This is a genomic window from Paracoccus sediminis (assembly GCF_900188295.1).
Classification (GTDB): Bacteria; Pseudomonadota; Alphaproteobacteria; order Rhodobacterales; family Rhodobacteraceae; genus Paracoccus; species Paracoccus sediminis.
On sequence record NZ_FZNM01000009.1, the window covers coordinates 83,585 to 97,208 of the forward strand.

General features: G+C 64.5%; 8 protein-coding genes and 1 tRNA gene. 7 read left to right on the forward strand and 2 right to left on the reverse strand.

The window, feature by feature from the left end:
• Window positions 1-1,440 precede the first annotated feature (1,440 nt).
• From CHB77_RS12790 to CHB77_RS12805, 4 genes are all read left to right on the forward strand, one after another.
• Window positions 1,441-3,705, forward strand: coding sequence for a hypothetical protein (locus CHB77_RS12790; RefSeq protein WP_089388611.1), 2,265 nt, complete (start codon window positions 1,441-1,443; stop codon window positions 3,703-3,705).
• A gap of 9 nt (window positions 3,706-3,714) precedes the next feature.
• The gene (locus CHB77_RS12795) at window positions 3,715-7,485 is read left to right on the forward strand and encodes a hypothetical protein (RefSeq protein WP_089388612.1); all 3,771 of its coding nucleotides are present in this window, start codon (window positions 3,715-3,717) and stop codon (window positions 7,483-7,485) included.
• A 128-nt stretch (window positions 7,486-7,613) separates the two neighbouring features.
• A complete protein-coding gene (locus CHB77_RS12800; protein WP_089388613.1) occupies window positions 7,614-7,925 on the forward strand; it encodes a hypothetical protein in 312 nt (103 codons plus the stop codon).
• 67 nt (window positions 7,926-7,992) lie between these two features.
• Window positions 7,993-8,592 carry an RNase H family protein gene (locus tag CHB77_RS12805; protein ID WP_165456267.1) on the forward strand — a complete coding sequence of 200 codons (600 nt, stop codon included), beginning with the start codon at window positions 7,993-7,995 and terminating at the stop codon, window positions 8,590-8,592.
• A 1,270-nt stretch (window positions 8,593-9,862) separates the two neighbouring features.
• On the opposite strand, the gene CHB77_RS12815 is transcribed toward CHB77_RS12805, so the two are convergent.
• Window positions 9,863-11,380, reverse strand: coding sequence for a DUF6538 domain-containing protein (locus tag CHB77_RS12815; RefSeq protein WP_165456268.1), 1,518 nt, complete (start codon window positions 11,378-11,380; stop codon window positions 9,863-9,865).
• 92 nt (window positions 11,381-11,472) lie between these two features.
• Window positions 11,473-11,547: transfer RNA gene (locus tag CHB77_RS12820), tRNA-Thr, on the reverse strand.
• Window positions 11,548-11,678: 131 nt separating this feature from the next.
• Between CHB77_RS12820 and CHB77_RS18360 the strand changes: the two genes are divergently transcribed.
• From CHB77_RS18360 to CHB77_RS12830, 3 genes are read left to right on the forward strand one after another with little or no spacing between them, the layout of a single operon-like run.
• Window positions 11,679-11,843, forward strand: coding sequence for a hypothetical protein (locus CHB77_RS18360; protein ID WP_165456269.1), 165 nt, complete (start codon window positions 11,679-11,681; stop codon window positions 11,841-11,843).
• Entirely contained in the window at window positions 11,844-13,112 is a 1,269-nt protein-coding gene (gene murA / locus CHB77_RS12825) for a UDP-N-acetylglucosamine 1-carboxyvinyltransferase (protein ID WP_089388617.1), read from the forward strand. It begins immediately after the preceding gene.
• 3 nt (window positions 13,113-13,115) lie between these two features.
• Window positions 13,116-13,592: a DUF2948 family protein gene (locus tag CHB77_RS12830; protein ID WP_089388618.1), complete on the forward strand. Its 477-nt coding sequence runs from the start codon at window positions 13,116-13,118 to the stop codon at window positions 13,590-13,592.
• Window positions 13,593-13,624: the final 32 nt, after the last annotated feature.

Genomic DNA, 13,624 nt, shown 5'->3' on the forward strand with positions numbered 1-13,624 from the left:
GCGCTTCTATCAACCCGCCAAACGGCGGGCGATGTCGTGCACCCCCATGAATAGCACCTGACGCCACCGTCCTGTCCATCGGGAGGGGACCGGCTGTCGGTGCCGTTTTCTCTGTTCCCCAGATCAACAGCTTTTTCCCTCGTCACGGGGGCGGGTGCGGGTGGCCGATCCATCGCGTCTAACCCACGACACGGGGCCAGCGCATTAGACCGGCGGATGCCGTTGTGACCGAAACAACCCAATGGAGTAGGTCTAAGCTCTCCCCCCTCGATGGAACGGGGTGGGGAGTTTCACGCGCATGTCTTCTTTTCCCCCGCAGAATTATTTTCATAGGGATGCAGTCCCCTGTAGGGAGCACCGCCAACGAGTCCCATCAAAGACTTACGGGTATTTTCCTGGAAATGTAGTCCCCTATAGGGAGCAAACTACTGATATATCTGTAAAATTTCTCTTGCGGTGCATTCTGGACAGGGCGTAAGGATCGCCCATCCAACCCCAGAGGAACACCTATGAACGCCCCTGTCCACCTTCCTAGCGCCCTTCCCACCCTCTCCTCCAACGACGCTCCAGCCCCCGCGCTCTGCGACAGCCGCCCGCTAGACTATGCGCTGTGCCGGTGCATCGGCAATTTGATCGCGGCGCAGCGTTCCATGTTCCGAGGCTTCCCTGCGAGCGATCCAGAGGTGGCCGTCCATCTGCGATGGGCGGAAGAATACTTCGCGCAGATCATGCAGCCGCTTCGCCTCCCGATCACAGGAACGTGAAGTAAAAGGGTGGGAGTCTGTAGACCACAAATCTTTCCCAGCAGCCGCCACCAGGATCAGCATCCGCGTAGATTAAAACTGGTCGATAGACTCTATAACTAGCTGCGCCGGCTGGGAAAATCCGTTGACGAGGATACGGCGCTGACTCATGCCTAGCCCGTCAGCCACCCTTAAGGAACACCCCTCATGCCCCACAAACGCCGCCGCCATCCTCTGTCAGGCGATCCTCTTGTTGATCTTCTCGACGTGATGCTGATGGACGCAACCGCCTCCTATGTCAGCGCAGAGACTGCCCGCGCCGTCCGTGCCCTCCGCCATTCTGCCGAATATGCCGTGATGGCGGCTCACGCGATGCTTGAAGGCAGCCGGAGGGGGGCCGACACGTCTGCTCACCAAATGATGCAATGGGCTGCGATCAGACTGGACGAGGCCCGTTGCGGCTCCGCGCCCGTCTCCTGCCGCCCGCTGTCCCCCTTCGCTGCCTAATCGCTCTTCTCGGAAGGCCGAAGCCTTCTGAACCGCCGTAAGTCGGCACCCCCACCCGACAATTCCCACCATCCCCGCCTGCTGCCTTCTCAGCAGATTGGAAACGCATGGCCTAACGCCACCCAAAGATAAGGATCAAAATCATGAAAATTGCCACCGACAATGCCCATCGCCGCCGGAGGGCCACCTGATGGCAGGTCTGTTCGGATCAGGAAAGAACATCGCTCCGGCCACGCCGGTCAAGGTCCAGGTCTCCCCTACCCCGCAGCAGGCCGCGCTACGGCCCCCGCAGCAGGACACCGGGGGGAATGCGAAGGCCCTGGCATCGGCGCTAGGAAGCCTGAACGGCTCGCTCCGGCGCTATGCCGAGGTCGATCTTGCCATCAAGGAAAACCCCGAAAGCCTCGCCAACCGGGAATGGATCGCCCGCGCTCAGCAGATGAGTAAGGAAGAATTGGAGGCCGCCCTCCACAACGGCGAAACCGACGGTCGCCGTGTCCGGGAGGATGCGGCCCATCTCTTGCTAGGTGAGAAGGCAGTAAGCGATACCCGCGCTGAGATCGCCGAATATTTCAACACCGGCTTTGATTACCAGAGCGGGGATGCTCAGGCCGAAATTGACGAGATCATCACCCGCCACGCTCAGGCGCTCCCCACCGACATCTCCCGTGCCGCCTTCACGCGCGGCATGGGCACCTTCCGGCAGGGCTGGCTAGACAAGGTAACGGAGATCAAGGTCTCGGACGCCAAGGTCAAGGTCAACTCGGCCATCGTGGACAGCTTCCGCAACACCATTGACGACGCCCAGGCCAACGGGAGAACGGCGGCGGAGACGGCGGCGCTGGTCCTGGAGAGGTCGGCCAGCAACCGGACTTTCCTGGGGCTGAGCGGTCAGGAGCAGAACGAGACGATCCTGGCGATTGCCCAAGAGGCAGCGAACCGGGGCGATGTCGATCTTGTTGACGCCCTCGTCAACGGGGAGCGTAAGGGTGCCGGTGGGGAGACCATACCGGCCCTGTCGCGGATCGCGGGCATCTCGGACAAGACCACGAGGCTCATGGACGTGGCCCGCAACCGTCAGACGGAAGTGCTGGAGCGGGAAAACTTTGCGATCTATGACGGGTTGAACCGAAAGGTCGCTGACGGCACCTTCACCCAGGCCGATGCCGAGCCCCTGATCGCCAAGGGGGCGCTGTCTGCCAAGGGGGCCGCCACGGCTGTCAGGCAGTCGGACGCCAACCGGGCGCAGGCCCAGGCACGGGCTGCAAGAGAGCAGCAGGAGCTTGGCTACAAGCAGGCCAACGAGCGCCAGACGGCGGCGGTGGTGGCGGCGGCAACGCACGAGCTAGAGACCTACGCCGGGGTGACGAACATCCGGGATGTCGAGGTGGTCAGTAAGAGCGGAGAAGGCACCACGACCGTCTCCAAGAAGCAGATCATCGACACGGCGATTGCCCGGAAGGAACAGGCGCTCCAGGACAAGCGGGCGATGCTGATCCAGGAGGGCACCTCCGAGGCCGATGCTGACCGGATCGTCAACCGCGACCGCGTTTCCTTCTACGCAGCGAACGCCCTGGATAACAGCGCATGGCAGATGCAGTTCAACGGGATCGCCGCGATGGTGGCCCCCGATGCTCTCGCGAAGGGAGGCGCTCCGTCCCAGCAGGCCCAGGACGTGGCAGAGCTCTATCTCCAGGTCCGGGCGGCCAACCCCGCATACGCCGAAGGGATCGTCTCGAACCCCCAAGCGCGGGAGTTCCTGGACGCCTACGAGATCGAGCGAAACGTCACGCGGCTTCCCCCGGATCGTGCGGCTGTCGCTGCGTCCCTCTGGCAGGCCAAGCCCGAGCACGAGAAGAACCGCTACCGGATGAAGGACGAGGACCGGGACAAGATGTCGGGACAAGTCCTGAACGATGCCCTGGGTGGCGGCTGGTTCACCTCCGTTGACACGGGCGGGGCCAACTATGCCCTGGTCCGGTCGAAGGTCGAACAACTCTCCCGCATGAACCTCCCCGAGGCTGTCATCAAGCAGCGGACGGAGGAGTGGCTCAAGACCTCCACAACGTCCGTCAACGGGATGCTGATGGTCACGAACGGGCGCACCCCGTCCGACTTCAAGCCCCTTGCCGAGGCCCGTCTCGCCACCCTCTTCGAGGAGGTGAAGGAGGCCGAGGTGCTGGACGACGAGGACGCGTCGGACCTCTATCTGGTTCCCACCCCCTCGGGCGGAAGCTGGACCGTGTGGTCGAAGTCGCGGCGCGTTCCGCTGGCCTACACGATCACCGAAGCGGACCTTGAACGGGGTCGGCAAGCGGCTCGTGACAAGCGGGCGGCAGAGGGCGCGGCGGCATCCGGCGATGCAGCGGCAATCCGGCGTCAGGAAGCTGACACCCAGCAGAGGATGCGAGACGCGGACGCGGACATCTCCGCAGGCTTCGGCTTCTGGCAGTAAGGAACGAACATGACCAATCGTCTAGCCGACGCCATCCGCAAGGAAGCGGCCCGGATCGGGGCTGACCCGGCCGACTTCGCCACCGCCATGAGCTTTGAGACCGGGGGCACCTTCGACCCCTGGCAGCAGGGGCCCGTCACGAAATGGGGCCGCCACATCGGCCTGATCCAGATGGGCGAGCCCCAGCGGGAGAAGTATGGCTACTACGAGGGGATGCCGATTGAGGACGCGGTTCGCGCCTCTGCGGACTATCTCGTGGACAATGGCTTCAAGCCGGGCATGTCCGGGGCTCAGCTCTACGCCACGATCAACACCGGATCGCCCAACGGCGGCCACAAGTCGGACGCGGCGGCGGGCGGCACCTGGGGCTCCGCTGACGACAAGTGGAACCACCAGATGGAGGGGCACCGGGCGAAAGCTGCGGCCCTCCTCGGGGGCACCTACGTCCCCCAACAGTTCGACGGGTTCACCGATGCGGACGGCAGGCCGAACGCGGCGCTGGACTACGAGGCCGCCTATCAGGGCCCGAAGGCCGTCACCCCGAACGACTACCTGTCTGAGGAGAGCCAGAGGGTCCAACCCTACGGCTCCTGGCTGGAGGAGATCGGGGCGCAATACCGCTCCAACGCCATGACGGCCCACGCCGTCCGCGCCGCCTCCGAGGGCACTATCGACCCCCTCTTCGAGATCGGTGAAGCCCGCGCTGCCGAGCTCGTCCAGTCCGTCCCCGAGCACTACCAGGACTTCATCATGACCGCTGGGTCGGAAGAGGTTCTGCGTTCCCGGGTGCAATGGATGACCGAGGACATGGACCGGCAACAGAAGCTCGCTGCGGGCGGCTGGAGCGCGATGGGAGCGGGCCTTGTCGCGGGCGTCATCGACCCCATTCCGCTCGCTGTGGGGGTCGCTACGGGCGGCCTATCGGCGGGCGCTGCGGGCTTCGGCTTGGCCGGTCGTGTGGCTGTCGGGGCGGCGGCAGGCGCGGCGGAGAACGCGGCGCTTGAGGTGGCCTCGGGCGAGCTCCTGGACAACCCCAACGCGGACCCCGGAATGGCGGCTGTGTTCGGGGGCGCTTTCGGTGCCCTTGGCGGGGCGTTGGCGCGTGGTCCGGGGGGCGCTGCCCATCCCGAGGCGGCCAAGGCTTACAGGATCGCTGGCGACATCAATGCGGGCAAGGAGAGGCTCCACGCGGACCCGATCATGGCCCGTGACGACAGCCTCAGCGCCGCCCGCAACACCACCTCGCTCACCCCCCTGATGCCCGATGCGAGGGCCTACGATACCGAAGTGAACCCCGGCGATGCCCCACGGGGCTACAGCCTTCGGGAGGACGGGAAAGACAGGTTCGACGTAACGGGCCAGATGACGACCTCGGATCAGCCCCTTGTGCGGGTGCTGGGGGCGCATCTGGGGGAGGAAGTCGCGGGCTTCACGGATCATTCCGTGGTCCCGGACAGCGCCTCCAGTCGGATGATCGCGTATCATCGGAAGGCCGTGGGCAACTACATGTCCGTCGCGCGGCGGGCTGAGGCGGAATATCTGAGGGAAGTGACCGGCATCCGGCGGGGCCTGTTCCATCCCATCAAGGCCGCCCAGGCCAGCGCCGATTTCAACCGGCAGGTCCGGGATTGGGTGCTGGATAGAAACCCCAGCCAGGACGTTCACCCTTCCGTCGCCAAGGCAGGGACAGCGTTCCGCAACGGGATGGCACATTTCCGCGACGAGATGGAACGGGTCGGACTCGCCACCCTGAACGCCGACCCCCATTATGTGCCGATGGTCCCCGATGCGTCCCGGATTGCCGAGCTTGACGTGCGCGTTGGGGAGGACACGATGGCCGAGCTTCTGTCGGCGGCGATCCGTGCCCATTCACCCCACCTTTCGCCCGAGGTCGTTTCTCGCATGTCCGTAGGCTACTGGCGAAACATCCGCAGGGCCGGATGGGGCATGGAAAATGACATGGACCGGGCCATGTCCACCGGGGACCGGACGGCTTTCAAGGAGGCGCTGATGGCCTCGCTGGGGGGCAGGAACAGCCTGACGGAGGCCCAGATAGAGGAGGCGTTTGACGCCATCACCGGGGCCCTGGACGGGACCGGCAAAGACCCCAACGCGCCCTCGTCACGGGGGATGCGGGCCCTGAAACGGCGGACCCTGATGGATTACACCTTCAAGGCCACCGTCAAGGACCGCGACGGCAACCCCCTGGAGGTCCGGGTGGCGGATTTCTTCCGGCAGGATGCGGGCGAATTGTTCCAGCATTACGCCCGGTCCATGTCGGGCCGGATCGCCTTGGCGGAAACCCGCATCGAGAACCCCTCCAAGCCCGGATACTGGATAACCGAAGGCATCAGGGGGGACGCCGATGTCGCCAAGCTCCGCGAAGCGATCATCGAAGAGGCGCGGGCCATGGGCAAGGATGCGGACAACAAGGACGTGGCGAACCAGCTTGGGAACCTGGATTTCTTCTACAAGAAGATCGCGGGCATCCCCGTATGGGATCAGTCGGGGCGGGCAGCGCAATGGGCGCGGCGCATCAAGCAGTCTCAATTCATTCGCCTGATGTCGAACATGGGCCTTAATCAGGTTCAGGAAGGATGGAAGATCGCTACCTTGACGGGCTTCCGGGCGGCCTACGATCAGATGCCGTCCATCCGGGGCATGGTCGCAGGCATCCGCTCCGGGAAGTATCAGGCCGATGCGCTTGCGGAAGAGTTGCAGGCCATGACCGGGATCGGCGTGGACGGGCTCTTCTCGGCACGGGCGATGAAGGCGGCGGAAGAACGCGTCGGGGAGAAGGTGGCCGGGAAGTTCGACCGGGCCGTAGACGGGACGCTGGACCACATGTCCGAGGTCACGTCCTCCATTTCCCTGATGCGGGCGATCCACGGCACCCAATCGACCTGGGCCGCATCCTCCATCATCCAGCAGATGGCGAACATGGCGCGGCTGGCCCGCACGGAAACCGGCTTCGACCTCTCCAGATTGGCGAAGGGGGATCGTGACCGGCTCGCTACGATGGGGCTGGGGGCCAAAGATGCCCGCACCCTGTTCCGCAACCTGCTGGACCATGCTGAGTTCGACGGGCGGCGCGTGGTGCAGATCAACCATCACCGCTGGGATGCCGATGCGGTCTCCAAGGCGCGGGTGTTTATCGGGCGTTACGTTGACCGCTTGGTGCAAGCTAACGACCCTGGGGGGCTGGCGAAGTGGATGTCGCACCCCGTGGCGTCCATGCTCGTCCAGTTCCGCACCTTCACTTATGGGTCGTGGCACAAATCGACCCTGTGGGCGATGAACCACGGCGCATTCACCGACCCACGGATGCAGGCGCTTATCGCCGGGGAGGTGGCGATGGGCGCGGCGATGTATGCCGTCCGGTCCACCGTGGTTCTTGCCGAAGAGGACGGCTGGGACAAATACAAGGAACGGATACTGAACCCCACCGGGCTCCTTGCCAATGGGTTCGCCCGGACGGCCTCCGCTTCCATCATTCCCATGCTGATTGACAGCACCCTGATTTTCACCCCCGCAGGACCGCAGTTTGGTCAGGCGAGAAGCTCAGGAACCCCCACAGATGCCTTCATCGGCATCCCCGCAGCGGATCACCTCAGGTCGCTAAAGGACTTCTCACGGGGCAGCATGGAAGCGGCCTTCACCGACAAGCCCTTCACCAAGGGAACGGCCAAGGCGGGGGTCCGGGCCTTCGCACCCTTCGGCAACTGGCTCCCCTTCGCAGCCGGTTTCAGCGCCCTGACGCGGGGCCTGCCGGAACGCTGACAAGAACACGGGCGGGGGATCGTTCCTCCGCCTGCCTTCTCTCCCCAACACGACAACTTAACTCGCTCTGCCCTGTCCACCCAGCGTGGCAGGCGGCGGCGACATGCAAACACGACAAGGAAATCACCATGAACACGCCCACCGAAAAAACCGCAGAAATGCAGATCGAAGCCAAGTTCCGCGACATCCTAGCAATCCTCAAAGCCGAAGCCACAGCGAATTGCGACCCTCTGCAATACAAGGTCGCGGATGGGATGGCCCTCGTAGCCGTCCGGGCTCTGTATGCGGCAATGGCCGCCGCAAAGGTTCGTCACGTCGATACCACGGAGGAGGCGCTGACGGCCCTGTGCGAGCCCCTGCTGGCGCTGTGGGATGGGGAGAAGCTGACCCTCCCGGCGCATTGGTATGCCGAGGCCAACGAGGAAGCGATGGCGCGATGAACAGGCCACGGGCGGGGGCACCCTCGGCCCTGCCACCCTCCTATCAGCACGACAATCAGGAACAACGATGCACAACAGATACCCGGAAGCAGTCACGCGGGAGGTTGGAGACCACATCATACTCTCGCCCGCTTCTTACATTAACGCCCAAGATACCGTGCCCGGCAATTTCGCGCACAAAGAACAAGTCGTCGTCTATATCGCAGCAGGGAGTTACGCCCCCGCCGCAAGCCTGGCTGCGTTCTCTGTTCTCCTCGTCAAGGGGGATCGTTGTGGCAACCCCCTTGCCCCTGCACTCAGCTTCACGGGGCGTAGCTCTGCCTTCACTACCGACCAGCGCATGGTCCTTCTCGGAAGCCGACAAGCTCTTAAGTCCCTAAAGGACTCCTCCCATCTCCCTGCGCTTGTCCGGTCGGACATTCAGACCCTAGTAGGCGGCCTAGAGAAATGGATGTCGGGGTGGAAGCGCAACGGCTGGCGCACTTCCTCCAAGAAACCTGTGGCAAGCGTGGACCTGTGGCAAGACATCGACGCCTTGTGCGGCCCGTTGTCCGTGCGGGCCGAGAAGGTGAAGGCGGGGACAGGCGATCCATGGCACGAACGCTGCACCCATGCCCTAGCCGCAGCCTTGGAGACCGCCGTGGCAGAATGGCAGGCTCAGAAATGAAAGGCGGCACGGGGGCGGCAGAGATCATCGCCCCTGCTCTCACCACCACCGTCTGCCCCCACTGCAAGACCCCGTTCACGCCCCGGCGGAGCAATCAACAGTTCTGTGGAAGGGCCTGCCAGAAAGCCTCCAGCAGACACACTGCGCGGGGAGCCCGGACAATCGAGAACGCGACACGTAACCGGGACCATTACAGCCGTGCAGCGTGGCTCTGCTATGACATCTTGAGGATGCCCGAAGCGAGGCGAGAGGGAGCCTTGCACGATCTCTTGGTGGCTGCGAGGGGCGGCAGGGGGGCGAAGCTGCGCAACATCCTGCAAGACCCTCGGCTCCTTGGTGCCCCGCGTGAAAGCCCACTCGGAAAGCTCTATCCCGACACCTCAGACCCCTCCGTCAGAAACATCGCCCAACAGGTGAACGCATACTGCCAACGACGATGGGGAAAAGGGTCGCGGGAAATACTGAAAGCCGATTGCCTGCCGCGAGACGGGAGGGCGGAAGCGCCCGAAACGTCAGAAGCGGAAACATATTGGCAGGCCATGCGGCGGGAGGGGAAGCTGGAGCGGCAGTCCCCTGCCCACGACCCGTTAGTCAAGAGCTATGACTGGCGGCGGCTGGCGCGGGCCATGCGGGATCGGGGCTGGCGGCGATATTTCACCCCTGAGGAGCTAGACGAAATGTTAGAAATCCGCCCCCCGCACTTGGAAAGGGGATCGTTTGCGGTTTCGTTTGGGGCTGCCCCCGATGGAGACATAGACCTCCTAGACGATGGGTCTACGGACGGGGAACAGGTGAAGCTCGCTGCATGACGGGCGAGCTAATCCGCCCCCCGCACTAGTATAGAGGATCGTTTGCGGGACTGTTCGGGGCCTGTGAAAGGGAACGCCGGACGGACCCCTCCCCTGGGCGAGCTAATCCGCCCCCCGCACTAGTATAGAGGAACCATAACGACACCCTGAACGGGGATCAGGGAGGGAGACCCACGGACGCAGGCCGCCAAGCCTGCTCCGCGTAAGACCCCCTGAGGAAAGACGACCGGAGGGAGGGGGATTGGGGCCCACTATAGGAGATGAGAACAATTCTCAATTAACCCTCCCTATAGGATAGCCTTCACCTTTGCGGCTATCTGTTATGCGGCCCCATATCGACCATTTAGGGGCCTGTGACAGGGAGCCCCGGACGGACCCCTCCCCTCCCATGTTCCTCATTGCTCCAAGCATCAGGGTTCGATGGTCTTGGGGGTCGCTGGGCGAACGGCATCCGCCGTCCGTCAGACCGGATACTCGGGCAGCTTGCATATCTCCCGATACAGCGCCTTCACGCGCCTTTCGCCATACCCTTCCGCAGCCCTTGGGTTGCTATGTCCTTGGAGGTGGTCTGCCCATTCCCCTGCAATGTCGTGGTCCCGGCTGAGGGTCTTGAGGCGATGCCGCCACGCATGGTTGGGCTGTAGGGCGGGGTCCGTTACCTTCGCATGATCGCGGACCCACCCGCCTATCCTCCCGCTAGTGGTCTTTGCCGACTTTCCGGGGGCGTGGAACAGGGGCCCTGACGGCATCGCTTCGGCCATCCTTACGAACCCTTCACGAACCAGTTGGGGATGCAGCGGGACAATCCGGTGACTGCCCGTTTTCACTGACCCCGCTTCGGGCGTGATTCTGATACAGGGGATGCCGTCTACCGTCAGGACATCCGACCGGCGAAGCTGCGTTATCTCCGTCACCCGTGCCCCCGTGTGTGCACAGACCCAGGGAACCCACCGGATAGCGCGGCGCATGTGGTCGGACATTCTATCGGATACCCCCACGCCCGCACGGGCGGCAGACAGGATGCGCTTGGCTTCATCGTCGGTGAACCCCCGGTCCCGCGTGGTCTGCCGCTTGGGGGCCTTGACCCGGAGCCCTTCGGTAGGATCGCCCAGCCCCATTGCGCGGCTCTTGGCGAAGCTGAACATTAGCCGCACGGCTGCCAGATACTTCTGTCCAATGGTCTTGCCACTCAGCCCCCGTTCATCTCGAAGATAGTCCAGCCACCGCACGATGTCAGCGGGCTGCATGTCGCGGATGCTATCGTGCCTGAGGAAGGCAATCAGGTCGTCCACCTTCTGGCGGAAATCGCGGATCGTCGCGGCAGGCTTCCCGTCTGCCTTGGCCTGCTTCTCCCACGCTCCGAACAGGCCCGTCAGAGTCTTGCCCTTCGCCTCGTCAGAACCCTTCTCAGGACTCGTCACAGGCCGCACAGGGGCTGGGAAACGATCCTCATGGGGGTCTGCCCCATAGTCGCCTCCCGCCCGTCTGGAAAGCGTCTCCGTGGCCCTGACAACGGTATCGTGCAAGCGATCCAAAAGACGCTCACGGCTCGCATCATCGGCAAGCATCCCGTGCCGCAGAAGAAGCCCGTCAGCACTCGCGCCATACCACCGGCCCAGAACCGCCTGCCGTTCCTCCCCCTGCTTGTCGCTGATGGCTGCATTGATCGCAGCAACCTGCTGCCAGACCCCCGCCTCCCCCGGCTCTTGGGAAAGGCCCGTCACCCAATCCCGATAAAACTCCCCGCAGAGTGCCATGATGGTCCGCATAGGGATCGGCTGGGGACCTTTGCGGATCGCTTCCCAATGGGCGTGGTGCTTTGCCAACTCGGCCGCGTGGCGTCTCTTGGCCTCCGCCTCGTCCGTGGTCCCGAGGGAATAGGAGACCTCCCGCCTGCCGAGTCGCTCGACCAGATCGGCCGGAACGCGGGTGCGAAAGTAGAACGGGGAACCGGATTTGCGCTGAGTCGGACGTGGCATCTGCAAGACCATTGTGTGTAACCCCTGTGTGTAAGAGGGGCCGAACCAAGTCCTTGCTACAGCGTATCTTCTTGTATCTTTTCAAGAAAAAATGGTGCTGTGAGAGAGGATTGAACTCTCGACCTCACCCTTACCAAGGGTGTGCTCTACCACTGAGCTACCACAGCGCCGTGCGGGGCGTTTAGACAAAGGCGCCTGCGCGCGCAAGGGGGCATAGCAGAAAAAACGCCCCCTCGGCGACCCGGCGTCAGCACGGCCTTTGCTGGACTGTGCGCGCGGGCGACGCTAACAGGGCAACATGAACGACCGCCCCGACGACACGAAAAAGCAGGACGCGAGAGAGGAACGGCTGCGTGCCGCCCTGCGCGCCAACCTGCAACGGCGCAAGGCCCAGGCCCGCGCGCGGGCGGCTGACGGGAATGACGGACGCGACGACGGCGAAACAGGCAAGGACGACAGCTAGATGGACCAGATCATCGTGCGCGGGAACGGCCCGCTGACCGGCGAAATCCCGATCGCCGGGGCCAAGAACGCCTGCCTGACCCTGATGCCCGCGACGCTGCTGACCGACCAGCCGCTGACGCTGACCAATGCGCCGCGCCTGTCGGACATCCGCACCATGACCGCTCTGCTGCAATCCCTGGGGGCCGAGGTCGCCAGCCTGCAAGACGGGCAGGTTCTGGCCCTGTCCAGCCACGCGCTGACCAGCCACCGCGCGGATTACGACATCGTGCGCAAGATGCGCGCATCCATCCTGGTGCTGGGACCGATGCTGGCCCGCGACGGCCGGGCCGAGGTGTCCTTGCCCGGCGGCTGCGCCATCGGCGCGCGTCCGGTGGACCTGCACCTGAAGGCGTTCGAGGCGATGGGGGCGGACCTGGACCTGCGCGACGGCTATGTCCATGCCAGGGCGCCCCATGGCGGGCTGCGGGGCGCGGTGGTGGATTTCCCGCTGGTGTCCGTCGGCGCCACGGAAAACGCGCTGATGGCGGCGACGCTGGCGCGCGGCACCACGGTCCTGAAGAACGCGGCCCGCGAACCGGAAATCGTCGATCTGGCCCGCTGCCTGCGCGCCATGGGGGCACAGATCGAGGGCGAGGGCACCGGCACGATCACGGTTCAAGGCGTCTATGCCCTGCATGGCGCGACCCACCCGGTCGTCACCGACCGGATCGAGCTGGGCACATACATGCTGGCGCCCGCCATCTGCGGCGGAGAGGTCGAATGCCTGGGCGGGCGGATCGACCTTTTGTCGGCGTTTTGCGAAAAGCTGGACGAGGCCGGGATCAGCGTTACCGAAACCGCGCGCGGCATCACGGTCGCACGCCGGAACGGCATCCGCGCCGTCGACGTCACGACCGAGCCGTTCCCCGGCTTTCCGACCGACCTGCAAGCGCAGTTCATGGCGCTGATGTGCGTGGCCGAAGGCACCAGTGTGCTGGAGGAGACGATCTTCGAGAACCGCTTCATGCATGCCCCCGAGCTGACCCGCATGGGCGCCCGGATCGAGGTCCACGGCGGCCATGCCACCGTCACCGGCGTCGATGCGCTGCGCGGCGCCCCGGTGATGGCCACGGACCTGCGCGCATCCGTCAGCCTGATCCTGGCCGGGCTTGCCGCCGAAGGCCAGACCACGGTCAGCCGCGTCTATCATCTGGACCGAGGTTACGAACATGTCGTGCGAAAGCTGCGCGGCGTGGGCGCCCATATCGAACGCGTGAAGGAGGACTAAGCCATGCCGCAGGACGCCCGTTTCGCCGATGCAGACCCCGCGCCCCTGTCCCTGATGGCCGAGGACGAGGGGGATCTCCGCATCCTGTCCGCACTGTTGCAGGACGCGGTGCTGCCCGCCTCGGAAATGTCCTATGATCCTCGCGGCCGGTCGCTGGCGCTTCTGGTCAACCGGTTCCGCTGGGAAGACGCCGACCAGGCCGCGGCCGAGGGGCGCGATTACGAACGCGTCCGCTCGGTCCTGCTGATCCGGGATGTGATGCGGGTGCTGTCCGACGGGATCACCCGCGATGGCGACACGGTGATGGAACTGCTGGCGATCGCCTGGCAACCGGGCCAGGACGGCGCCGGGCGGCTGGTTCTGGAATTCGCCGGCGACGGCACCCTGGTGGCCGAGGTGGAATGCATCAACATCGACCTGCGGGACGTGACGCGGCCCTATCGCGCGGTGTCGGGCAAGGCGCCCGCCCATCCCGATTGAGACCGCGCCGCGCTTGAGGCCGCGCGGCGCAA